We start from the raw sequence: 23809 nt of genomic DNA on the forward strand, positions 1-23809 counted from the left end.
GCCGGTATGGATGGCGGGGGACGGCGCGGCATCCTGGACGTCGCGGAGGTCTTCCGCCTCGCGGCGCGCGCGTCCACCCAGGCGGAGCTCGACGCGCTCGAGGTCCCCTTCACCGAGGACCCGGACGCGGTGGCCTATGGGGCGCGTCTGCGCCTGCTGGAGAAGGAGCCCCGCGCGGCCACGGACTTGCGCGGCCTCGCCTTCCGGCCCTCCTTCGTGAGGGATGGGCTCGTCCTCGCGTCGCAGTACGCCCCGCCGGTGCGCATGTTCGTGCTCGGGGTGGTGGCCACGGGCCTGACGGACTTCCTCGACCACTTCGCGCTCATCGCCCACCGGGAGGGCACCGCGCCCCCGCCCGAGGAACTCGAGGCCGCGCGCGTGCTCCAGAAGCGCTACTTCGCCTACTGCCTCGCCCAGTGGACCGAGCTGGGAATGGAGTTCGACGAGGTCTTCCTGTCGATGAAGGAGGATGCCCTGGACTTGTTCTCCGCGGCCCAGGTGCGCGAGTGCCTCGACGGAGGGCCGGAGGCGATCCTCGGCTCGGAGTTGTTCACCGAGGGCGAGCGGGCGTTGTGGAAGGACGTCTTCGACGGCGCTCCCGGGGCGTGGACGCGGATGCGGCGGCACCTCGTCGACACGTACCAGTTGCCCTTCCGCGCCCTTCCCACGCCCGCGGCCCGGCCCTGACGGGCGCCAGGTTCAGGGGGGGTTGTTGCTGGGGGGATCGTCCTCGGATGGCATGCGGTACCTCGCGCGCAGGCGGACGATGTAGCCCTCGACGAAGCGCAGGCCCACGAGCGCGATGAGCGCGAGCGCCACGGTGGTGCTGGCGGCCAGGGTGAAGCCCAGCCCACAAGCGAGCCCCACGGAGGCGGTCAGCCACAGGTTGGCCGCGGTGGTGAGGCCCTTGATCCGCGTCTCGTGGCGGATGATGGCCCCGCCACCGAGGAAGCCGATGCCCACGACGATCTGACTGGCGATGCGGCTGATGTCGGCGCGCGCCTCGTGGGAGGTGTCACTCACGAGCGGCAGGGCCACGAAGAGGCTGCACAGGGTGAACAGACACGCGCCCAGGCACACCAGGATGTGGGTGCGCAGCCCGGCCTGGTGCCCGCGCAGCTCGCGCTCCAGACCGAGCGTGGCGCCCAGTCCGAAGGCGAGCAGCAGCCGCAGGACGATCGTGGCCTCGTCGAGTCCCACGCCTACTCCCCGAGTTCGATCTTCTCGTTCGTGTCCTCGTCGTTCAGGACGGGGTTGGGCAGGGTGTCGAGCGTGGCGCTGAGCAGGCGGAAGGAGGGCGCGACATAGGGGCCGGCCTCGGCGCCCAGCTCGCCCGTGTACTGCTCGGTGAGGGCCGCGTAGCGCTTGTCCTCGGAGTTCCAGCTCCCGGCGGCCTCGGCGGCCCAGATCTCACCCCCATCCGAGCAGCGCACCAACTGGGCCTTCACTCCGGCCTCCACGCCCTTGCCCACCAGCTTCACGCTCTCGGGCACGAGCCAGAGCACGCCCTCGATGCCCTCGACGCACAGATCCTTGAAGGTGGTGTCCTCGGGGGCACCCGAGCGGGCGAAGTTGGCCTTCACGAGGAAGAGCCGGTTCTGGTTGACGTGGCGGCGGGCGATGAGGCTCCACAAATCGCCGAGCTGCTGCCGGTTGTCCGGCATGGGCTGGACGACCACGGCGAGCCGCTTCACGCGCGTCTTGTCCGTGGTCTCGTAGTCCGGGCGGACACGGCTGCTCTTCACGGTGGCGCAGCCAGCGAGCAGCGCGAGTCCCAGCACCAGCACGAGTCGATTCATCGTCGGTTTCCCTCTCCCAGGTTCCGTTCCCGCCAGTGGGAACGCAAAAGCGCCCGGGTTCTACCTCACGCCCCCTGACGGGGCGGAGGGAATGGGAGGGGTTTCCACCCGGAGGCCGAGTGGAAGACAGAAGGCGCCTCAGCGCACCACGAGCAGGATGCCCTTGGACACCGCGTAGACGATGACGGCCATGAGCGCCGAGGCGGGAATGGTGAACACCCACGCCCAGATGATGCGGCCGGCCACGCCCCACTTCACCGCGCGCCAGCCCCGGGTGGAGCCCACGCCCACGATGGCGCCGGTGATGGTGTGGGTGGTGGACACCGGGATGCCCAGCTTGGCCAGGGCGATGATGGTGACGCCGCCGCCCGTCTCCGCCGCGAAGCCTCCAATGGGCGCGAGCTTGGTGAGGCTGTGGCCCATCGTCTTCACGATGCGCCAGCCGCCGAAGAACGTGCCCAGGGCGATCGCCGCGTGGCACGAGATGATCATCCACCAGTCGATGTGGAAGGGCCGGTCCTTCCAGATGGTGCCGAAGAGCACCACGGCGATGATGCCCATCACCTTCTGCGCGTCGTTGGTGCCGTGGCTGAAGGAGAAGATGGCCGACGACACGAGCTGCAGCCGCCGGAACCACGTGTCCACCTTGAGCGGCGTCTGCTTGTGCACCGTCCACGTGCTCACCAGCATCATCACCGTGCCGAGCATCATGCCGATGAGCGGGGAGAGCACGATGAAGGCGGCGATCTTCGCGATGCCCGAGCCCACCAGCCCCTGGTAGCCGAGCACCGGCAGCGTGGCGCCAATCATCCCGCCCGCCAGCGCATGGGACGAGGACGACGGCAGTCCCCACCACCACGTCAGCAGGTTCCACGCGATGGCGCCCATGAGCGAGGAGAAGATGACGATGAGCACGGCCTCGGAGCCCTGGTCGCGCAGCATCTCGAAATTGATGATGCCCTTGCCCATGGTGTTGGCCACCTTCACCCCTCCGCCGAACGCGGCGATGAAGTTGAAGAAGGCCGCCCAGGCCACGGCCAGGTTGGGCGAGAGCACCCGCGTGCTCACCACGGTGGCGATGGAGTTGGCCGCGTCGTGAAAGCCGTTGATGAAGTCGAAGACGAGCGCGACCGCGACAATGAGGACGACGGCGGTGAGCAACATCTCAGGAGTGCTCCAGGACCACGCCTTCGATGACGTTGCCCACGTCCTGGCACTTGTCCGTGGCCATCTCGATGAGATCGTAGATCTCCTTCCACTTGATGACCGTGAGGGGATCCACGCCGCTCTTGAACAGCCGACCCAGGCCCGCGCGCAGGGCCTCGTCCGCCTGGGACTCCAGCTTCTTGATGTCCTTGACGCCCGCGAGGATCTGATCCGGCTGCTTGATGAGCCGCAGCGCCGCCACCACCTCGCGCACCTTCTCCGTGCACAGCACGAGCAGCCGCGCCAACTCGGTGGCGTCCGGCAGGCTCGACTGGATCTCGTAGTACTGCAGCCGGGCCGCCGCCGCGTTCGTCAGGTCCAACACGTCGTCGATGCGCGAGAGCAGCGAGTGGATCTGCCCGCGATCGAACGGGGTGATGAACTGCTGGTGCAGCCGGTTGAAGGCGGCATGGGTGACCTCGTCACCCCGATGCTCCACGTCCTTGAGGGCCTTCACCCGGGCATCCACGTCCCGGTAGTCGCTCAGCAGGGCGTGCAGCATGCGCGCGCCCTCCACGGTGACGGCGCACTGCGCGTCGAAGTCGTCGAAGAACTCGTCCGACTTGGGCATCAGCTTCTCGAGCATCGTGCTTCTCCTGGGCGGACCTCGTCCCAACCGGGGGACCCCGTCCGTCACGGGGGCGTCACTACCTCACCTGGAGGCGAGCGCCAACACGAAGATGCGAGGGGTGTATGCACCCCTCGTGTACGGCTCGTGTCGCTTTGTTTCCTTGTTTCCAGGAGGGGGATCAGACCTTGTAGATGAGATCCATGTATTTCTTGAGCAGGTCGCTCACGAGCCCCCGGAAGGGCACGGTGCCGGCCATGCCGTACACGGGCGCCATGTTTCCCTTCTCGTTCGGATTCGCGCGGACCTCCTCCACGGCGGCGCGCAGGTCCGCGAGGAAGCGCTCGGCCACGCCGGGCTGGGTGTGGCGCTGGGTCACACACAGGTGCACCGCGGGTGGCTTGTGCAGGCCGTTGAGGTTCCAGCCCTTCTCGCTCAGCCGATCCATCACTTGATAGATGTTCAGGCTGTCCGAGCCGAAGGCGATGACGAAGAGCGGCTCGCCGAGCACGTGCAGGCCGGGGATGGCGCGGATGCCACGCTTGATGACGTCCGCCGTCTCCAGGATGCGCCGGGTGGCCTCGCGGTAGCCCGCGTCGCCCGTGGACACGAGCGAGGCCCAGGCCGCCGCGATGAGGGCTCCCGGACGGCTGCCGGAGAAGGTGGGCGAGAAGTAGATGCCGCCGGACCACTCGGTGGAGGTGAAGTACTGGTGCGAGCGCAGCGCGGTGCCCCGGTAGAGCACCACGGACGTGCCCTTGGCCGCGTAGCCGAACTTGTGCGTGTCGGCGGAGATGGACGTCACCCCCGGCAGGCGGAAGTCGAAGGCGGGCACGGGGTAGCCCAGCTCGCGCGCCCACGGCAGCACGAAGCCACCCAGGCACGCGTCGGTGTGGAAGCCGATGCCCCGCTCGCGCGCCAGCTCCGACAGCTCCTCGATGGGATCGATGACCCCGTGCGGGAACGAGGGCGCCGAGCCGATGACCATGACGGTGTTGCGGGAGAGCGCCTTGCGCGTGGCCTGCACGTCGGCACGGTAGTCCGCGGCCACGGGCACGCGGATCATCCGCACGCCGAAGTAGTGCGCCGCCTTGTCGAAGGCGGGGTGCGCGCTCGCGGGCGCCACCATCTCCGGGTGCTCGATGCCCCGCTCGGCACGCGCGTAATCCCGGTACGTCTTCGTGGCGAGCATGATGCTCTCCGTGCCACCGGAGGAGAGCGAGCCGCAGATGTGCTCGTCCGGGGCCCGGCCCGCGTTGGCCTCGGCGGCGCCGAGCAGGTGGGCCGTCATGGCCACCACCTCGGCCTCGAACTTGGTGGCGCTGGGCCACAGGTCCGTGTGCAGCGGGTTGCTCTGCGAGTTGAGGGCATACACGCGGTTGAGGAAGTCGATGTGCTCGGAGTCGCCGTGGTAGACGGCCCCCGACACGTAGCCCTCCTTCCAGCGGTCCTGCTCCCGGGCGTTCATCTGCTCCATCTCGCGCAGCACCTCCTCGCGGGGGCGGCCCTGCTCGGGAAGCCGGGTGTGGGTGGACACCTGCCCGCGGTAGGGCTTCAGGCTCCCTTCCATCTCGGCCAGCATCGCGTCGGTCTCCTTCGCGAGCCGCTCGCGCACCATGGGGACGCGTTGCAGGTAGCGCTCCGCCACGGAGATCCATCGGGGCGGGACGTGCTTCAGGATGCGGTTTCCAAGCTCGGGAATTTCCATGGGTGGAGTCCTCGGGTCACGCGCTGCGCTTGCGGTTGAGGCGCGCGAAGATGGCCTTGTTGTTCTTGTAGATGTTGAGGAATTCGTCGAACAGCTCGTCGTAGAGGGCCCGGTTGCGCGGGTCCGGCTCGAAGGTATGCGCGATGGGCACCAGCGAGGGGATTTCGTCCACGCTCAGCCGCCCGAGCGCCACCGCCGCCTGGAAGGCCGCTCCCCGGGTGTTGGCGAGCACGGGCTCGTCCACCTGTTGAATGGTCCGGCCGAGCACGTCCGCGTGGATCTGACACCACAGCGGTGAGCGGGCGCCGCCTCCGATGATGCGCACGGGATTCAGGGTGTGGCCGGCGGCCTTCTCCACGTAGGAGAAGAGCCAGCGCGAGTTGTAGGCCACGCCTTCCATCACGGCGCGCACGAAGTGTCCCCGGGTCGTCTTGAGGGACTGGTTGAGGAAACCGCCACGCAGCGTGGAGTCATCCACCGGGCTGCGCTCGCCGTTGAGCCAGGGCAGGAAGATGAGCTGATCACTCCCGGCGGGGATGCGCTCGGCCTCCCGGACGAGCATCGCGTAGCGCTCGGCGGAGTCCTGGGGGGCGCTCTCGGGGCCGAAGAGGATGTGATCCTTGAGGTAGGACAGGCAGATGCCGGCGGACTCCTGCTCGTTGGTGAGCAGGTAGCGGCCCGGGAGCGCCGAGGGGATGCTGCCCAACTGGTGGAAGATGTCGGTCTTCTTGGTGGGCACGTGGCAGCTCACCCAGGAGGACGTGCCGATGCACAGGTGGGCCTCGTGGTTGCGCACGGCGCCCGAGCCCACCGCGGCCGCGAGGATGTCCGGGGCGCCGGAGATGACCTGCACCGAGTCGCTCAGTCCCAGGGCCCGGGCGGCCTCGGGTTGGAGCGGCCCGAGCACCGTGGCGGCGGGGACGAGGTCGGGCAGCTTCTCGCGCGACAGGCCCGTCATGCGCAGCAGGCCGTTGTCGTAGTCGATGTGCGCCAGGTCGCGGTTGTCCGTCACCCAGTGCAGGGTGATGGAGTCATGGGAGGACACCATGCGGCCGCTCAGGCGCTGGTTGAGCCAGTCCTTGGGCTCGAGGAACTTGTAGGTGTCGCGGTAGATCTCGGGGTGCTCGTTCTGGAGGTACAGGATGTGGCCGACCGGATCCTTGCCGGAGAGGGTGGGCGCGCCGCCACAGATGTGCAGCCAGGTGAGGGCCTTGCGCAGGCTATAACCCTCGACGGACACCAACCCATGGGCGGCGCGCCGCACGTGCTCGCGTCCGCGCGAGTCCATCCAGAGCAGGGCGGGCCGCAGGGGCTTGCCGTGGGCGTCGACGGCGACGGTGCCGGACCACTGGGAGCTGACGTTGACGGCGACGATGTCGGCGGCCGGGATGGCGCCCGACTCCAGCAGGCGCCGCGTGCCGCGGACGATGGCGGCCCACCAGGATTCCGGGTCCTGTTCGGCGCCGCCGTCGGGGAGGAGTTGGAGGTCGAGGGATTCCTCGGTACCCCCGAGGATCTTCCCGCGCAGGGTGACGGCGGCCAGCTTCACGGCCGAGGTCCCGAGATCGATGGCCAGGATGGAGGCGTTACCGGAGGAGCTCACACGGGCAGTGTAACGAGAGGGGACCCGTCCGAGGCCAGGGAGATCTTCACGCGAGCGTTGCTTATCGGAAAGCGATGGCCCGCTGGGACGGGCCCGTGATGCGGCCCGAGCACATGGCACCCACCCCCATCCATTCCCGGTGAGAGGGGAGCGGCGACCACCTCCACGTGGACCTCGAGGTCGCCCCCGGGGCCTCGGCGCTCCTGTCGAGCCAGGGCTTCACCCGCGTCTACCACTCGCCGCGCGGGGGGCCGCAACGAACTGGACGCTCGGGTGGGGGAGGGCGGTCTGCTCGCGCTCTGACTGAGAACGCGGCCCGGCTGGGCGCGGATGGCAATGAACTTCTACCTGCTGGATACGATGGGCGAGCCGGACGGGGAGCTGTGCCTGCTCGACGACTTTGTGGAGGGAATCGACCGCCGCAGGACCGGGAGCGCATATCCTGCTTGCCCTGGACTTCCACCATGAGCAGGGCGCACCCGCATGGTGATTGATCTGCGCAAACCCCTTCGCCCTCAAGCCGTGGCAGCTGTCAACGCGCGAGATTTGAACCATCACATTGATGAGAACGATGAACCCATCGGTCCCGCGTTCCAGGAAGCCCTGCTTGACAAGTTCGATGTCGGGGCAGCGGTTGACTACGCGGATAGATACGCGGATCCGAGGAAGAGAGCAGCAGTTGATGGACTCTTTTGGAGGAGCCCAATCCGGTACTCGAGAACCGTATCGAACCGAGAACCTCCAGCGCGGCGTGGCGAAAGATAATCCATTGGGCAGGTTGTTCCACGACGCAGCCGCGAAGCAATGGGGTCAACTCCACCCCTATACCGGAGATTGAGAGATGAGTAAGCGGAAGCATATCCCAGGAGCATTCGTCAGGATGACCCTCTCCGATGGCTCCATCGGCTATGGCAGGCTACTTGAGTCGCCATATGCGGCCTTCTACGATTATAGAACCACTGGCCCGGATTCTGATTTGGATAGGATTGCGTCAAAACCCATTCTCTTCAGGATTGCCATCCGCCATCTGGCTCTCGATGCGTGGGAATTCATTGGGAAGAGGTCGCTCGATGAGCATTTGACCCGGCCTGTCGTTCAGTTCATGCAGGACCTGGGAGATTTCCGCCGCTGCACCATCTTCGACACCGCTGGCAATGAGCGGGATGCGGAGCCCCAGGACTGTGTGGGGCTCGAGCGGGCGGCGGTCTGGGAAAAGGAGGGTATTGAGGAGCGCTTGCTCGATGCCCTCCTGAAGCGGCCCAGTGCCGCTGAGGAGCGCCTGAAGGTACGACTGCAATAGGGGGGCTCTCCTCTTCGTCGGGCTGATGGTCCAACGTTCGGTGGCCCAGAGCACGTCCACGAGGGGGCGGGCCGCGGAAGCCCTGTCTCAACGACCAGCAGGTCCATGCTTTTCTGGAGTCGCAAAGCACTGGGAGTTCAGGACGGGCCGGCCACACCGTGCGGCGCATCTCCACCGGTTCGTCTCGCTCCCCCAGCCTCCCCAGGAGTGAGTGAGCGGGAGGGCCTCCCTCAGCAGGGCACCTACCCCCAGGCCCCCCCTCCGCGCACATCCCCTCCCAATGGGGTCCTTGCCCCCGAGCCGTGCTCCTCGGTAGACGGGAGCGCGGAGCATCACCCCGCGCGATCTGGGTGAGCGCCCTGAGATCATGATGCGTGCCAACGACAGGTGGGTGCTGCTGGCGGGACTGTTTTGGGGAGCGATCGCGTGGGCGGCCGCGGAGGGTCCCGGGCGCAATCAGTTCATTCGCGCGGTGCGATCGAGCGGCCCGGTGGTGGTGGACGGCAGGCTGGACGAGGACGCGTGGGCGCGAGCCCCCGTCTTCGACGGTTTCGTGCAGCGCTTCCCGGACGCGGGCAAGGCCCCCAGCGAGCGCACCGAGCTGCGCATCCTCCATGACGACCGGAATGTCTACATCGCCGTCACCTGCCACGACTCGGAGCCGGCGCTCATCAACCGCAGCCTGGGGCGGCGGGACAGTGAGCTGTACGCGGACCGGGTGCTGGTGCTGCTGGACACGACGCACGATCACCGCACGGCCTATGTCTTCTCGGTGAGCGCGGGCGGGGTGCAGGCGGACGGTCTCCACTACGATGATCGGCTGTACAGCGCGGATTGGGACGGGGTGTGGGACGCCGCGGCGGGCAGCATCGAGAGCGGCTGGGTGGCCGAGTTCTCCCTGCCCCTGTCGATGCTGCGCTTCCCCGCGGCGCCGGTGCAGACGTGGGGATTCTCGGTGCGCCGCGAGATCGCCCGCAAGAACGAAGAGCTGGAGTCGGTGCTCAACCCACGCACCAGTAACGCGGTGGTGTCTCGTCTGGGACACCTCACGGGGTTGGAGGACCTGAAGCCACGGCGCGCCGTGGAACTGGTGCCCTACCTGGCGGTGCGCACGGTGGCTCGGCCGCAGTTCTCGGACGCGGCGAGGCCCTGGCCGCGGCTGGTGGATCCCTCGCTGGATGTGGGGCTGGACCTCAAGGCGGCCCTCACCAGCGACCTGGCGCTCACGGGCACGCTCAATCCGGACTTTGGACAGGTGGAGGCCGACCAGCTCCTCCTCAACCTGTCCACGTTCGAGCTCTTCTTCCCGGAAAAGCGCTCTTTCTTCACGCAGGGCATGGAGCTGTTCCAGCCGGTGGGGGGACAGACCATGCCGCAGACGCTCTTCTACTCGCGGCGTATCGGCCTGCGGACACCCATCCTCGGGGCGGCGAAGCTGACGGGCACGGTGATGCCGGGCGTGCAGGTGGGTCTGCTGGACGCGCTCGTCACCGGGCCGTGGCTGCGGGAGGTGGACGAGGAGCGCCCGGATCGGCGCCTGGGCCTGTACCTGACACGCCCCCTGCACCTGGGCCCCAACGACGCACTGTCCACCGAGCCAGCGGTGCCCATGAACTACCTGGCGGCGGTGGTGCGTGCGCAGGTGGGGACGAACTCGCGGGTGGGCGGCATGGTGACGCTGGCCACGCCGCTCACCGGGACCTGCCGTCCGGAGGACGCGGCGCTTGACGAGGCGCTGCGTCCCCTGCCCTGCCTCGCGAGGGGCGGCAACGCCGCGGCGGTGGACTTCGACCTGAAGACGGCGGACGGGGAGTACGGGGTGCTGGGGCAGCTCACGGGCTCGCAAGAGGTGGGAGGGCTGCCCGAGCGCACGCTGCGCGATGGCACCGTGCTGCGCCGGGAAAGCACGGGCCTGGGCGGCTACGTGCGCTTGGGCCGCTTCGGCGGCGAGGGCTTCCGCTGGGAGCTGGGTGACGACTTCTCCTCACCCACGCTGGACCTCAACGCCAGCGGCTTCCAGCGCACGCAGAACGAGCATGCGCCGCGCCTCGCGCTGCGCTACCAGCGCCCCAATGGTATGGGGCCGCTGAAGGCCTTGTTCGCCAATCTGAACGCGGGCACCGGGTGGACCACGGATGGCCGGGGGATCAACAGGGGGCACTGGTTCAACCTCGACACCTCCGTGCAACTGCCGAGCTTCGATCTCATCGGGATGGAGCTGGGCGCGGACATCGGCGGCTGGGACGTGCGCGAGCTGGGCGGCACGGGGGTGCCATTGGAGCAGAGCAGCTCGGGCTTTCTGGCGCTCAGCCTTGAGTCCAACGCGAACCGCGAGGTGTCGGTGGGAGGGGTCGTTCTGGTGTCACGCCGCTTGCGGGCGGGCCCGGTGGCACCCGCGTGGGAAGGGTTGGTGGACGTGTATGGGACAGTGCGGCTCCACCCGGCGCTGGAGACACGGCTGGAGCTGGTCCTGGACCGGACCGCCTATGCCGCGCGCTTCATCGCGCACCTGGACGACGACCACTTCATCCTCAGCCCGCTGTTGTCGGAGTCCTTGTCGTTGACACTGCGGCAACAATGGGTGGTGACGCCGAAGCTGACGTTGCAGGCCTACGCGCAGCTCTTCACCGCCTATGGTGCCTACGGACCCTATTACGCCGGTGTCTCCGACGCGTCTCGGCGGGCCATCCACTTCGCCAGTCTGGTCCCCGTGGAGCGGGAGAACACGAATGACTTCCACGACGTGGGACTGAACCTGAACCTGATGCTGCGCTGGGAATACCGCCTGGGCTCCACGCTGTACATGGTGTACTCGCGCGGGCAGCAGCGCTTCCCGGTGACCGGTAGCGCGCGGCCGCCCCACACCCTGCTGCCTCGGGGACTGTGGGCAGGAGCGGCCCAGGACTCGTTGATGGTGAAGTGGGCCTGGTACTGGGGCGTGTGAAGGCCCTATCGGGCGCTCCCGCCGAGCGTCTCCTTGAGTCGGCGGGCCTCGGCCTCGAAGGCCGCGGCACCACGCGGCTCCATCTCCAGGCAGATCTCCAGCGGTGTTCCGCTTCCGCGCAGCTCCAGCACCTGGGACAGCAGGCGGTACTCCTCGTCGGGAATGTCCGCGAGGTGCTCATCGATGTAGTGCAGACGCCCCTGGTACTCGAGCCGGATGAACCCGGCGAGGTGGAGTTCCGTGACCTTCTGCCAGGGGAACGACCGCGGCAGGGTGGGCTCCCGTCCGTGGACGTTCATCTCGAACTGGAGCAGGTGCGACAGGTCGAGGCAGAGCTCCACGTGCTCGTCATCCGAAGCCCGCTCCAGGAAATGCCACAGCGAGGGTTGGCCGGGCACCCACTCCAGGGGGGGGTTCTCCACGCGGAACGGAATGCCACACACCCGGGCAATGTGTGCCGCGGTGTCCCGGCAGGCCAGCGCCGCCATGGGCATGCTCGGCGGCCGGGGCCATGTCGAGCCACGGTGGCCCAGGTACCAGAAGCCCATGTCGCTCACGAGGGCCGTCGCGCGCAGCTCGCGGGCCAGTCCGGCCAGCGCCTCGCACCACCCGTCGGTGCTGCTGTCACCGCCGCCGAGGTTGAGGTCGAGCGGGTGCAGGTTGAACCCCGCGCCGAGCCGCTCCCGGACGGCCTTCACCCACTCGGGGACCCCCCTGGCCACGTGGATGCCATACTCGACGAAGTCGGTGAGACCCGCCTCGCTCAGGGCCCGCTCCGCGTACTGGTCGCACGCCGCTTCCACTCCGACGCCAATTCTCACGGCACTCATCGCGAGGACGGCTCCTCGGCGGGCAGGTAGGACATCTCCACGTCTCCTTCCGAGCTCCGGAAGACGACGAGCCCCGGCCGCGCCACCGTGCGCTGGACGGGGTAGAGGGGGGGCACGCCGAGCAGCCAGAGCAGCCTTCCCACCCGGCTCATCGTGGTGTCCGCGAAGCCCGTCAGGTGCTGCAGCGTCTCCAGCACGTCGTGGGAGACGCGCGCGAACTCCTTGTCGCCTCGCGACTCGATGCGGAGCACCTCCTTGAGCTGCCCTCGCTGCTCCTGGGGCACGCCGCCGCGCAGCGCGGTGGACCACGTCTCGCAGCGCGCCAGATCCTTGAGCCACTGGGGCTCGGCGCTCCCCATGAAGTAGCGCAGGAAGTTGAGCGCGTGGGGGACGCGGTCCAGGTACGCGCGCTCGTACTCTCCCGTCTCGCAGAAGGGCCGCAGTCCCTCCAGCGAGCGGTAGTGGGACAGGAGCGCCGTGGTGAAGTGTGGAGCCCACGACTCCAGGCTCGCCAGCACCTGGGCCATGAGGCGGACCCATGCCAGGTGCGCCGGCACATCCGACGCCGGAGGCGGGGTCCGCACGAGTTGCCGGAAGCAGTCCGCCTCCAGAACCTCCTCGGCACCGTTCTTCGTGCTCATCTCAGCACCCTTTCAATCGCATCGAGTCCCGCGTGCTGCACGTCCGTGGATGCCAGCTCCGCCTCATAGGTCACCCACTGCAGGTCCGGAGCCCTGCGTGTCGCTTCGGCCAGCAGGTCCACGCACTCCGCGAGCGGCGGGACGTTGTGGTTGTCCAGCAGGAAGCGCCTCCCCCCATACTCGACGCTGGAGAGACCCGCGATGTGCGCCACCCGGAAGGCCTCGAAGGGCAGCTGCTCGAAGGCCTCGCGCACCGGCGTGCCGGTGTTGAGGCACACGGCATAGAAATGACCGACATCGAAGCACAGCTTCGCCCCGCGTCCGGCGAGCTCCCGCATGAAGCCGCAGAGGCTCAACTCCCCCACGAAGCTGAGGGAGAACGGGTTCTCCGGGTGGACGAGCATGCCGAGCCGCGTCCCCAGTGCCTCGGCGTTCCGGGCGATGTGGCTCGCGGTGGCCGCGGAGAGCGTACACGGCCGGAACCAGAGGCTCTCCACCTCGCGCCCGCCCAGGCGCCAGAAGCCGAAGTCCGTCACGAGGTACTCGGGCCGTGCCCCGGTGAGGTCGCGACGGATGGTCTCCACCTCCGCGGTGACGTCCAGCTCCGCCGGCAGCTCCACCGAGACGAGGTGCCGCGTCATCCTCGGGGCGTGCCCCAGGGCCCGGATCCGCTCCACCCCCGGGTCCTTCATGGGGGGGAAGTGGCCTCCGTACTCGATGTAGTCGACGCGCGCGTACACCTCCGGGTCGATGTGTCCCCGCTCCGGCACGTAGTCCGAGACGCTGATGCCCAGGGAGATCATTGGCGGGCCGCCTCCCACTCGCGGCGCAGCAGGGCGTAGGGGTACTCGTCGACGAAGGCGCCGTCCTTGAGGATGCTCTCGTGCAGCACCCCCTCGCGCCGGAAGCCCGCGCGCTCCAGCATCCGCACCGAGCGCGGGTTGGTGGCATACACCTCGGCGGAGATGCGGTTCAGCCCCAGCTCCGAGAAGCCGTAGTCCACCGCGCACCGCACCGCCTCGGTGCCGTACCCCTGGCCCCAGTACTGCTTCTCGCCGATGACGAGCCCGAGCTTGCAGCGCTGGTGCTCCCGCTCGATGAGCGCCAGGTGCAAGAACCCGATGAGCTCTTCGTCGTCCCTGCGGTGGATGGCGAAGTGGATGATGTCCTCGCTCTGCTTCATCCACCGCTCCAGCGTGCGCCGTGTCTTGTCCTCGGACGAGGGCTCCATGCTGTCGGCGCTGAGCTCCAGGATCTCCCGGTCGTTCTTCCACCGGTGGAGGCGCTCGAGGCTCTGGGGGGTATGGGGCCGCAGCACCACGCGCTGCGATGTCAGGATCGTCATGACGGTCCTCCTCGTGGGCCGATCAACTCGTGGATGCAGCGCATCGCGATCTCCGCGGTATGTCCGTGTTGCGCGTCCGGAGCCAGCTCCGACACGTCGGCGCCCAGCACATGGCAGTGGCGGCGCAGCCACTCCATGACGCTCAGCAGCTCCCGGGGCGTGAAGCCGAAGGGCTCGCGGCAGCACAGGTTGGGAACGAAGGTGGGGTCGAGCACGTCCACGTCGAGGCTCACGTACACGTCACGGCCCCGCAGGAAGGCCAATGCGTCCAGGCTGGCCGAGCGGAGGATGGTGACGTGTGTCTGGGCCTCGTACACCTCGTCATGGGTGGTCCAGGCGCGTGCCCCCACGTTCACCACCTGCTCGAAACGTCCGCTGCGCACCAGCGCGCCAATGAAGTTGCCGTTGTGCAGGGCGGGCTGCTGCCGATCGTCGTGCAGGCCGAGGTCGAGGTGCGCGTCGAGATAGACGTAGGTGGCGCGGCGCTCCCGGCACACCCCGAGCGCGTGAGCGTAGCTGACGGTGTGGTCGCAGCCCACCGCCACGGGGACGAAGCCCCGGGCCACCAGGCCCGCGCCCAGGAGCAGCGTCTCCTCCATCATCTCGGAGGCGGAGCCCCGCAGCACGCCCACGTCGATGGCCCCGGGGCGCTCGCGCCGTGTCCACGGGCGCATTCGCGCTGACGCCGAGCGGATGAAGACGGCGGCTCCCTCGTTGGAGGAGCCGAAGCGCCGGCACAGCTCGCTGTCCACTCCGAAGAAACACGCGGCGCCTTCCCCGGCGGGTTCGGGCAGCTCCTCCACGGAGCGGACCACCGCCCCGCCGAAGCCAATCAGTGTCCCGTCGGGCTCGTCCATCGGCCCCTGCTCATGCTTCCGCATACTCGCCCACGAAGAAGGAGAACGGGGTGCGCTTGCCGGGGATCTCCACCATCAGGTCCGGGCTCGTGCTGTCGCGCCGGGCATGGTCGCCTGCCCAGCGGTACGGGAGCCGGATCACCCGCTGCTCGGCGCTCATGCCGCCCCGGCGCATCTCCAGCTCGAACGCGAGCGACTCCACCTCCGCCTTCAGTGACTCGAAGCCCCGGGTGAGCTCCGGGGTGAGATCGGTGCGGACGAACTGCAGGTGGTGTTGACCATGGTCATTGGTCGTCTTGCGGTCGGGCAGGATGGCGAGGTTGGCCTCCTGCGGCGCATAGGCGATGGGCGCGTGCGGCGTCAGTCCGAACGAGTGCACACCGAGCGATTCGATGTAGGGGAGGATCTCCTGGAGGCGCGTGAGCGTCTCGGTGATGTGGTGCTGCTTCATCCGGGGATGGTCGTGGATGAGGTTGGCCTTCACCTTGATGCCGTGCTGCCGGGCCAGCTGCATGCACCGCAGGATGTCCGCGTACGTGTTGCCCTTCTTCATCCCCTCCAGGACCTCGTCGCAGACGGACTCCACGCCAATGGTCACCAGGTCCATGCCGCAGGCGGCCATGGCCTCGAAGTGCTGCGGCTGGGCCCGGGGCTCGGCCCGTACGGAGCACTCCATCTTCACACCGAGCGCGCGCAGCGTCTCGCCTCCGGCGCGCGCCAGCCGAGGGAAGTAGCCCATGGGGACCGCGTCGGAGATGAGATCGATCCGCTTCACCCCGAACCGCTCCACCACGTCGCGCACGTCCTGCACCACGTGCTCCGGATCCCGGAAGGTGGCCGAGATGGTGAAGGGGTTCTGCGAGGCCAGGAAGGGGTAGTCGCAGAAGTCGCACTTGCCCCAGTAGCACCCCTCGGACAGCAATACCGGGTAGATGCGGTCGCCGAGGTAGCTCTCCGACTCGACGATGTCGTAGGACAGGGGCCCGGCGAGCTTCTTCACGCGGCTCGTGCGTGTCACCGTGTGCTGGAGCTTCCCCGCGGCATCCAGGTAGGTGCCATGGGCCACGCCCTCCACGCCGATCTGGCCCGCCAGGTACTCCGCCAGCGAGGGGAACTGCTCGTACAGGTTGAACTTGTACGCGAGGTTGGCGCTGGCCTCCTGCAACAGGAAGCGCAGGTACGGGTCGTCGCTCAGCTTGATGGCCGCGCCGCCCAGGATGATCTTCCCCTGGAAGCCACGCGCACGCAGGCGCTTGCACAGCTCGACGATGGTCTCGCACTGGGTGTGGAACAGGGCCGAGAAGGCGAGGTGCTCGGGCGACTGGGCGGCGATCTCCTCGGCCAGCACGTCCATGGCCCGGGCCATCAGGCGTGCGCGGAACGCCGGGTCGGGGACGGTGTCGGGCGGGTTGATGAACACCTCGTGGGCGCCCCCCCAGTCCATGCCCGAGCGCAGCAGGGCGACGTCGTTGCCCTGACAATAGTCGCTGCTGAGGAACGTCAGCAGGCGCCCCACCTGCGTCAGGTCATCCTGGGAGAGGACCTCCTTGGCGAACTGCGCCTGCACCAGGCGCTTGAGCTCGCCGGTGATCTCCTGGCGGATCTCCGGCCGCAGCAGCCAGCGGAAGAAGCGCACGTTGGCATCGAAGAGCCGGACATCGACGCCGCAGGGGCCCAGCGCGTTCTTCAGCAACAGGGGCGCCAGGGGCGAGCCATTTATCATGCTCACCGCATGGGGAGGCACGATGACCAACAGCCGCGTGGTGTTCATACGCTCTCCTCGGGGATGAACATCGCCAGGGAGTGCTCGACGAGGAAATCGAGCAGATCTCGTACCCCCTGCGAGACGCCTTTCGTGGCATCGATGCGCAGCCAGGCCATCTTCGGAAAGAGGCGCTCGAGGGTCTGGGCCTCGGCGGGCGGCAGGAGGAGCACGCGGCCGGTGAGCCCGCTCTGCACGGTCACCTCGTCCCCCTCCGGCTTCTGGATGAAGAAGGGGATGACATGGAAGCGGCCCCAGGACAGCTCGTAGCCCCACTGGGGAATGGGGAAGGGGGCCTTCGGCCGGCGCTCGAAGTACAGCAGGCTGTGCAGTGTCGACGTGGCGCCGAGGAAGGGATACGGGAAGCCGCGCACCAGCCGCAGCGACTCGCGGTAGTCATCCTCCGGGTAGACGTCCACCGGACGGCGGTGCGTCCAGCGTATCTCCCAGGGAATGGCCGTGTCCCCCGAGGGATCATAGTGCACGTCGATGCCGTAGCGCTCGGGTCGTTTGGCGATGTCCGCGCCGGGGGTCAGTCCGAACTTGCCCAGGGCCACCGTGGCCGCCGACTTCAACAGCGTCCGGGCCGTGTCGAACGTCGTCTGCGCCTGGCGGCGGGTCTCGCCCGGGTGGCCGGTGAAGCCCATGAGCTGCACCGGGATGCCCGCGTCCGCGAAGGAGTTGACGAGGTACTCCAGCCGGTTGACGCGGGTGCCCTTGTTGATGAGGTCGATGACCTCCTGGTCCGTGCTCTCCATGCCGAACGCGGCCCCGAGGCAGCCGGCCTCGGCGAACACCTTCACGTTCTCCAGCTTGAAGGTGGACTCCAGGCGGAAGTCCGCCATCCACTTCACCTTCACGTTGCGCTCGATGAGCTCGCGCGACACCTTGAGCGCGTAGCTGGGTGACAGGACGTCCACGGCGAAGAAGAAGTACTTCACGTACGGAGCGGCCGCGGTGAGATCCTCGACCACCTTGGCCGGCGAGCGCGTGCGCCAGGGCGAGGTTGGGGCGTTCATCGCCAGGCCGTAGTCACAGAAGGAGCACTTGTTCCAATAGCAACCCCGCGTGGGCGAGTAGAGGCCCCCGGGCTCGGGCGAGCCATAGAGCGAGTAGTCCCAGAGGCTGTAGTCCGGCGAGGGCAGCTCCTCGACGTTCTCGAAGAAGTAGCGCTCCAGCGGCTTGGGGTCGTGCAGGTCGACGAAGTTGTCGGGCCGCCCGATGTTCGCCCCGTTCTGCGCCTGGTCCGCGAGCTGACACACGAGGGTCTCCCCCTCGCCCGTGATGAGGGAGTCGACGCCGAACGAGAGGATGTCCAGCTTCTCGACGTCGTCGATGTACTTGTAGAACTTGGCGGCGATGGGTCCACCGATGGCGACCTTGACGCCCCGCTTGCGTAGCCGGTGGCCCAGCATCAGGCTGTGCTCGAGCTGGGAGATGAACGGAATGCTCATCCCCACGAACCCGGGCTGCAGCGCGGCGATCTGGTCCGCGTGGTAGTCGTAGTAGTAATCGAGCACCTCGACGCCAAAGCCCGCCTCGACCTCGGAGCGCAGGGTGACGAGGTTGATGCGGTCCTCCTCGCTGCCCGGTGGACTGGCGCTGCTGAAGGTGCGGTAGATGGCCTTGCGCGACAGGAGCGTGAGCAGCCTCGGCAGCATGCTGAGCTCCCGGATGGCGGCCAGGTACGAGGGCAGGTGGTGGAAGGACTGCGGGTCGCGCAGGGCCTGGAAGGCGGAGCGGAACCGTTCGCTGTTCTCGAGCAGGTCGGCGAACAGCCGCAGCAGCCGGACCTGCTCACCGCGCTCCGTGTCCATCTGCCGCAGACACTCGCGGCGCAGCTCGGCCATCACCTCCGGCGACATGACGTAATGCCAGAACTCGATGGCGAGATCCCTGACGGCGTAGGAGTGGCCGGAGCGGTTGAGCGCTCCGGCCAGGTACGAATGACTGTGATACGGCTGGGTGATGTCCGTGGTGCCGCACAGTGTGAGATAGACAGGGGCCTTGCGACGTGCGGCGTCACCCCACCGGTTGGACCAAAGACTCGTCGATGCCTCGAGGATCTCTCTCACCGTGCGGACACTCACAGGGCATTACCTTTTGTTAGCGGTCGTACTGCCTGGCGAGCACGGCGCCAGGGCGGATCTCGAGGGTCTTGATGACGCGGACGCTCTTGCCGGCCTTGAGGTCGGCGCTCTTGAGCAGGTTGTCCAGCGCATCACCGGACAGCTCGGCCGGCTGGGACTGCTCGACCGGGGCGGGCTCGGCCTGCGGCAGCTCGCTGGCCGCCGCGGGCATCGCCAGACCGGCCACGGCCACCGCCGCGATCGCCGCGGAAGCACGAGAGACCTGACGAGCCGGGGCCTCCGGCTCCTGGTTCTGCTTCTCCTGCTCGTTCTGCTCGTTGTCCTTCTTCATGTTGAACGCTACCTTCGGGGTGGGTGGGGTACCGCCACGGCTCTCGAGGTCATTGACAGACACTCTTCATCCTCTCGTTTCTCAACCCCAGGGCATCAGCCCGGCGGGTGCAACTCAAGCACGCCTCGCAACAGGAGCTCCTCCAGCACGGGCCGGCTGTTCTCGGTGGCAAGGGCGCTCCAGGGGGGCCGGTTTTTCCGGACGTAGCGCAGCAACTGATGTATGCCCTCGCTGATTTCCAGGGGCGGGAAGAAATCGTCGCCGGGGACGACGATTTGGACGCGCTGCACCTCGGACTCGGGGCCACTGATGACCTCGAGCTGGAAGCGGATGCCTTCGGCCAGCCCTACCCGGGCGCGGGCGCACGCTCCGCCGCGGAGGGCCTCGCGGGAGCGGAAGTGCGTCTCGACGTGGTGCGCCACGGGGTGGGTGATGGCCTCCGCGGAGTCGAGGATCTGGTAGGCGCCCGGGGTGCCTTGCGGCAGGTGCCTGGCGATGAGGTATCCCCCGTGAAGCGTGGTGATGCCCACTGTCTGGAAGTGGTCCAGGAGTGCTCGGACATGGGCCCGGCGCCCGCTCGCGGTCCCCAGGTGTCTCGAGTGTCCCTCCACGTAGCCCGCGATGGGCAGGGCCTTCTCCACGAGGACGAGCACGTCGAGGGGCGGCGTCCCCTCGCTCCAGGAGAGGATGCGCTCTTCCAGCCCACCCAGGTTGATGATGTCCGTGGTGATGGACAGGACGCCCCCTTCGTTGAGGTGCCGCGGCCCCTCCTGGAAGAGCCGGCGGAGGAGGTCCTCTCCCGTGGGTCCTCCATCGCGGTAGAGCAGGCGCGCCACGGAGGGAGGCTGGGGGACGAACGGAGGGTTCGCGAGGATTCGATCGAAGCAGGTGCCGCGGACAGGCTCGAAGAGGTCGCCCTGGACGAAGCGGGCGTTGCGGATGCCATTGAGCGCGGCGTTGAAGCGCGAGAAGCGGACGGCCCGGGGGTTGATGTCCACCCCGATCACTTCCTCACTGTAGTGTGCGGCGACGAGTCCCTGGATGCCGCTGCCGCAGCAGAGGTCGAGCGTCCGTCGGCTCGGGGAACGGGGCGCGGCGCAGCCCAGCCCGACGCTGTCGTATCCGATGTACATGACGCGATCCGGCAGGTCTTCGCCCTCGGGCCAGAGGGGTGAGTACCTGCCGGTGTCCGTCGCGAGCAGCAGCTCCCCGAAGCAGTACAGATGCACCTGCGAGTGCCACTGCTCCCCCGAGGGGACGATGACGCCGAGCTCCAGCAGCAGGTTCACGGAGTCCGGAGACAGTGCCGCCTCCAGCGCGGACCGCCCCAGCGGGAGATCGAGCAGGAAGAGACGGACGAGGTCCGCCAGTGGCGTGGTGGGGAGCACCCAGCGGTCGTAGTAGTGGAAGTGCTCGGGCTGCAGGGCCAGCAGGTGGGGAAGCCCCAGCAGGGCGGTGACCTGGTCCTCACGGTAGCCGGCGCGGTCCAACTCGCGCCGCAGCGCCTGGAGCCGCTCGAGGGGCCCGGAGGTCTCGGACGCGAAGGCCTCGAAGATGCGGTGTCCGAAACGACCTGCGCTCAGTTGGTCCAGTGTCATGTGCGCGCGCTGCCTCCGACTGCGGTGGAGCGGGGACTCGTCAGCCCGTCGTTGGATGGTAGCATCTCATCCGAGTCCAACATTTCGAATTCAATGCGATGGGTCGTACGATGCAGCGTGGATGTGAAATGTCACCTGGGTTCCCCCCGGGGCACACAACGCGTCCCTCGAACGATGCCATATGCCATCATGAAAACAACACACCGTGCGTATAGCGGCCTTCTCTCCTCGAGACGCTCGGCCGCCCAGGTCTCTTGCGAGTTGCAGCGGCTAAGCCAGCTCACGCGAGAACGACGCGACCACCTCTCCCAGGCGCTCGGGTTGTTCGAACGGAAGGCCGTGGGAGGCGTCCTGTACCTGTTCACGCGTGGGTTGAGGCTCCGCAGTTCAATTCACCTTCGAGCCCGCGCGCCAAGTCAGTGAAGTTTAATGGGAGTCCGGGTCACGCATGGGACGACTGGGGGACCTCGGGAGGAGGCGGGCGCGGGCGCAGGAGGCCCGGCGCGCTGACGACGAGAATCCCCGCCAGGACCAGCACGGCGCCCACGGCGAAGGAGGCGTCCGCCCGCTCGTGCAGCACCAGCACTCCCGCGCTGACGCCGAACAGGGGCGTCATGAACGAGAACACCGACAGAGTGGAGGCGAGGTAGCGCCGCAGGAGCCAGAACCAGACGAGATAGCTGGCGAAGCACACCACGATGCCCTGGAAGAGCAGACTCGCCCACGCCACGCCGGTGAGTGACACCGGGCCCGCCTGACCCGTGAGGAGGGCCACGGGCAGCAGGAACACGAAGCCGCCCAGCAATTGGTAGAGCAGCGTCTGGGTGGGACGCGCGTCGGAAAGCGCCGAGACGCGCACCACCACGGTGGTCGCGCCCCACGCGAGCCCCGCGAGCAGACCCAGCGCGTCGCCCCCAATCATTTCCAGGCTGACCCCTCCCTGGAGAAATCCGCCGCCGAAGGCCAGCAGGATGCCGGCGAACGCCACCCCCATGCCGGCCCACTGAGCGGGCCTCAGCCGCTCGGAGGGCACGAGCCAGTGCAGGCCCAGCGCGGCGAACACGGGCGAGGTGTAGAGGAACACGGCCATGTGCGAGGCGTGGGTGTGGCGCAGGCCCTCACCCACGAAGAGGAACTCCGCGGCGAAGAACGCGCCCGCCAGCAGGCCGGGACGCAAGGTTCCATCCCGGAAGGACAAGCGCTCGCCACGCACCCAGCACAGCAGGCCCACGAGCAGCGCGCTGATGCCCGAGCGCAGGGTCATCTGCATCAAGGGGGGAACGTGGGGCGCGGCCAGTTTGACGGCCACCTGCTGCATGCCCCAGATGGAGCACAGCAGGAGCATCGTCGCGAGCGCGAAGCCATCGGCGGGTTTCCGGGAGGAACTCATGCCCCCATATTGCGTGTGGCGGGCCCGATTCATATAGCGAGAATCCGACAACCCATGCCGAGAAGCCGCCATGGCGAAGCAACTCCAGGTTCCTTTCACCACGAAGCTTCCGTACCCCGTCTATTTCCGCACGGCCAACCTGACGGAGGAAGCCTCGTACCCCCGGCACCGTCATCCCTGGGGGGAGTTCGTCTACGCCTTCAGCGGGGTGATGGAGCTCAAGCTCGCCGACAGCCACTACCTGGCGCCGCCGCAGTACGGCATCTGGCTGCCCCCCGACGTGGAGCACATCGGCATGAATCGCCACGAGGCGAGCCACTGCTCGCTCTACCTCTCCCGGGAGCGCTGCCGTGCCCTGCCGAAGACGACGTGCGCGCTCGCGGTCAGCCCGCTGATCAAGTCGCTCCTCGAGCACCTGCGCGAGCACGGGGTGGACCATCCCCGCACGAGCAGTGATCGCCGGCTCCTGCAGGTGCTCATCGACCAGCTCGCCCTGGCCCCGACCCAGGGCAGCTACCTGCCCATCTCCGACGATCCGTTGTTGCGCCAGGTGCTGACGGCCCTGGAGGAGAATCCGGCGGATGGGCGCTCGCTGGCGCAGTGGGCGCGGCAGGTGCACACCACGGAGCGCACGCTCGAGCGCCGCTGCCAGCAGCACCTGGGCCTGTCCTTCACGGACTGGCGCCAGCGGCTGCGAGTCGTCAAGGCGCTGGCGATGCTGGAGACGGGCCGCTCGGTGGAGGCCATCGCGCTGGACCTGGGCTACAGCAGCGCTTCCGCCTTCATCGCGATGTTCCGGAGAATGACGGGCACCACGCCGGACAAGGTGCGCGGCCAGGGCCTCGCGGCTTCCTGACGCGTCGTCCGCGCCGCGGGGTCGCCTGGAGCGGGCCGGGTCAGCCCCTGGATGCGGCGGGATTCGAAGCCGCCGCCTGGCTCTGAACGGCTCAGTCGCCTTCTCCGGCGGACAGGGGCAGGGACCCGGATGAGTGAGAGAGGGCGCGGTAGGTATCCAGGAAGCCGTGACAGATATCACCCTGTCCCGAGAACAGGGCCTTGGTCGCTTTCGGAAGCAGGTACCAGGGAATCGTTGGGTAGTGGTGGTGGGTATAGTGGAAGCCGTTATTGTGGTGCAGGAAGTTGGTGATTGGGCTGAGGTTGGAACGGATCCCGGTGCGGGTCCGGTAGTGGTCGGTGATCTCCGACCAATAGAGATGGCTTTGACATGACCAGAAGAAGGGGATGAGCCAGTAAAGCACCAGCAGGTGGAGAACCCCGGTCGCGGCGCAGAGCAGCGAGACCACGGCCCAGAAGGCGACGATCTTGCGCCCCTCCTTCCAGGGCCGCGGGGTCAGCACGCGGCAGTAGTACGCCCCAGCGAAGCCGAGCACGGGACGGACGAACCAGATCCAAAACATGTTGATGCCGGGCCTGTCGAGGCCGAGCGCCCGGTAGTCCGCCACCAGATGGTCTTCCGGCATCCCGAGGCGGCGGTGGTGCACCAGGTGCTCGGTGCGCATTTGCGCGACGGTACAGAAGAACGGGAGGCCGTAGAGGAACTCCAGCCGGTCGTTCCAACTGCGCTTCCGGAAAAGGTTGTAGTGCGACGCCTCGTGGAGCAGCGCCTCGCTGAGGGCGAATTGGAAGGCCCCGATCAACCAGGCCGCCACCGGGTAGAGGTACCACCGATCCAACCAGAGGGAGACCGTGATGACAGCGGCGATCGCGGCCCAGTCCCGGCCAATGGCCAGGAAGCCACGGAGGTTGCTGCGCTGGACGAACTGCTGTGGTGTGCTGGACACGAACGGACCTCTGCGTGAAGACGGATAGGTGCTCC

At 67.9% G+C, this 23809-nt stretch carries 22 protein-coding genes; 5 read left to right on the forward strand and 17 right to left on the reverse strand.

Features of this window, described 5'->3' with window-relative positions:
• Positions 1-6: 6 nt before the first annotated feature.
• A complete protein-coding gene (locus tag D187_RS20190) occupies positions 7-687 on the forward strand; it encodes a hypothetical protein (protein ID WP_002622466.1) in 681 nt (226 codons plus the stop codon).
• 12 nt (positions 688-699) lie between these two features.
• Here the strand turns inward: D187_RS20190 and D187_RS20195 are convergent, their stop codons facing one another.
• From D187_RS20195 to D187_RS20220, 6 genes are all read right to left on the reverse strand, one after another.
• Positions 700-1200, reverse strand: coding sequence for an MgtC/SapB family protein (locus D187_RS20195; RefSeq protein WP_002622465.1), 501 nt, complete (start codon positions 1198-1200; stop codon positions 700-702).
• Positions 1201-1202: 2 nt separating this feature from the next.
• The gene (locus tag D187_RS20200; protein ID WP_043430647.1) at positions 1203-1799 is read right to left on the reverse strand and encodes an MXAN_6521/LA_1396 family lipoprotein; all 597 of its coding nucleotides are present in this window, start codon (positions 1797-1799) and stop codon (positions 1203-1205) included.
• 138 nt (positions 1800-1937) lie between these two features.
• Positions 1938-2963, reverse strand: coding sequence for an inorganic phosphate transporter (locus D187_RS20205; protein WP_002622463.1), 1026 nt, complete (start codon positions 2961-2963; stop codon positions 1938-1940).
• Position 2964: 1 nt separating this feature from the next.
• On the reverse strand, positions 2965-3591 hold the full coding sequence (locus D187_RS20210; protein ID WP_002622462.1) for a DUF47 domain-containing protein: 627 nt from the start codon (positions 3589-3591) through the stop codon (positions 2965-2967).
• A gap of 163 nt (positions 3592-3754) precedes the next feature.
• Positions 3755-5281: a pyridoxal phosphate-dependent decarboxylase family protein gene (locus D187_RS20215; RefSeq protein ID WP_002622461.1), complete on the reverse strand. Its 1527-nt coding sequence runs from the start codon at positions 5279-5281 to the stop codon at positions 3755-3757.
• Between the two features lie 16 nt (positions 5282-5297).
• Complete coding sequence (locus D187_RS20220) at positions 5298-6884, reverse strand: xylulokinase (protein ID WP_002622460.1); 1587 nt, start codon at positions 6882-6884, stop codon at positions 5298-5300.
• Between the two features lie 167 nt (positions 6885-7051).
• Here D187_RS20220 and D187_RS57945 point away from each other — a divergent pair, with 167 nt between their 5' ends.
• The 3 genes from D187_RS57945 to D187_RS20230 all read left to right on the forward strand — a co-directional run bounded on the left by D187_RS57945 (position 7052) and on the right by D187_RS20230 (position 11128).
• Positions 7052-7378: a hypothetical protein gene (locus tag D187_RS57945; protein ID WP_076606190.1), complete on the forward strand. Its 327-nt coding sequence runs from the start codon at positions 7052-7054 to the stop codon at positions 7376-7378.
• Between the two features lie 347 nt (positions 7379-7725).
• A complete protein-coding gene (locus D187_RS20225; RefSeq protein WP_043430650.1) occupies positions 7726-8184 on the forward strand; it encodes an Imm26 family immunity protein in 459 nt (152 codons plus the stop codon).
• A 367-nt stretch (positions 8185-8551) separates the two neighbouring features.
• Positions 8552-11128, forward strand: coding sequence for a DUF5916 domain-containing protein (locus tag D187_RS20230; RefSeq protein WP_155893455.1), 2577 nt, complete (start codon positions 8552-8554; stop codon positions 11126-11128).
• A gap of 5 nt (positions 11129-11133) precedes the next feature.
• On the opposite strand, the gene D187_RS56390 is transcribed toward D187_RS20230, so the two are convergent.
• From D187_RS56390 to D187_RS20280, 10 genes are all read right to left on the reverse strand, one after another.
• Positions 11134-11958 (reverse strand): multinuclear nonheme iron-dependent oxidase, encoded by an 825-nt coding sequence (locus tag D187_RS56390; RefSeq protein WP_020918149.1) that lies wholly within the window; start codon positions 11956-11958, stop codon positions 11134-11136.
• Complete coding sequence (locus D187_RS56395; protein ID WP_002622456.1) at positions 11955-12599, reverse strand: hypothetical protein; 645 nt, start codon at positions 12597-12599, stop codon at positions 11955-11957. Before D187_RS56395 ends, D187_RS56390 begins: the two co-directional genes overlap by 4 nt.
• Positions 12596-13402 carry a multinuclear nonheme iron-dependent oxidase gene (locus D187_RS20245; RefSeq protein WP_002622455.1) on the reverse strand — a complete coding sequence of 269 codons (807 nt, stop codon included), beginning with the start codon at positions 13400-13402 and terminating at the stop codon, positions 12596-12598. Before D187_RS20245 ends, D187_RS56395 begins: the two co-directional genes overlap by 4 nt.
• Positions 13399-13944: a GNAT family N-acetyltransferase gene (locus D187_RS20250; RefSeq protein ID WP_002622454.1), complete on the reverse strand. Its 546-nt coding sequence runs from the start codon at positions 13942-13944 to the stop codon at positions 13399-13401. Before D187_RS20250 ends, D187_RS20245 begins: the two co-directional genes overlap by 4 nt.
• Complete coding sequence (locus D187_RS20255; RefSeq protein WP_002622453.1) at positions 13941-14801, reverse strand: arginase family protein; 861 nt, start codon at positions 14799-14801, stop codon at positions 13941-13943. The genes D187_RS20250 and D187_RS20255 overlap by 4 nt, the downstream gene beginning before the upstream one ends.
• Positions 14802-14811: 10 nt before the next feature.
• Positions 14812-16572: a B12-binding domain-containing radical SAM protein gene (locus D187_RS20260; protein WP_002622452.1), complete on the reverse strand. Its 1761-nt coding sequence runs from the start codon at positions 16570-16572 to the stop codon at positions 14812-14814.
• Positions 16569-18638 (reverse strand): B12-binding domain-containing radical SAM protein, encoded by a 2070-nt coding sequence (locus D187_RS20265; protein WP_002622451.1) that lies wholly within the window; start codon positions 18636-18638, stop codon positions 16569-16571. Before D187_RS20265 ends, D187_RS20260 begins: the two co-directional genes overlap by 4 nt.
• Before the next feature lie 31 nt (positions 18639-18669).
• Positions 18670-18984, reverse strand: coding sequence for a hypothetical protein (locus D187_RS20270; protein WP_002622450.1), 315 nt, complete (start codon positions 18982-18984; stop codon positions 18670-18672).
• Between the two features lie 95 nt (positions 18985-19079).
• Positions 19080-20582 (reverse strand): methyltransferase, encoded by a 1503-nt coding sequence (locus D187_RS20275; protein WP_002622449.1) that lies wholly within the window; start codon positions 20580-20582, stop codon positions 19080-19082.
• Between the two features lie 442 nt (positions 20583-21024).
• Positions 21025-21972 carry a DMT family transporter gene (locus D187_RS20280; RefSeq protein WP_051256431.1) on the reverse strand — a complete coding sequence of 316 codons (948 nt, stop codon included), beginning with the start codon at positions 21970-21972 and terminating at the stop codon, positions 21025-21027.
• 70 nt (positions 21973-22042) lie between these two features.
• On the opposite strand from D187_RS20280, the gene D187_RS20285 reads away from it, so the two are divergent.
• Positions 22043-22828, forward strand: coding sequence for an AraC family transcriptional regulator (locus tag D187_RS20285; RefSeq protein ID WP_002622447.1), 786 nt, complete (start codon positions 22043-22045; stop codon positions 22826-22828).
• A gap of 91 nt (positions 22829-22919) precedes the next feature.
• Here the strand turns inward: D187_RS20285 and D187_RS20290 are convergent, their stop codons facing one another.
• Positions 22920-23774: a fatty acid desaturase family protein gene (locus D187_RS20290; protein ID WP_002622446.1), complete on the reverse strand. Its 855-nt coding sequence runs from the start codon at positions 23772-23774 to the stop codon at positions 22920-22922.
• Positions 23775-23809: the final 35 nt, after the last annotated feature.

Source organism: Cystobacter fuscus DSM 2262 (genome assembly GCF_000335475.2).
Lineage (GTDB): Bacteria > Myxococcota > Myxococcia > Myxococcales > Myxococcaceae > Cystobacter > Cystobacter fuscus.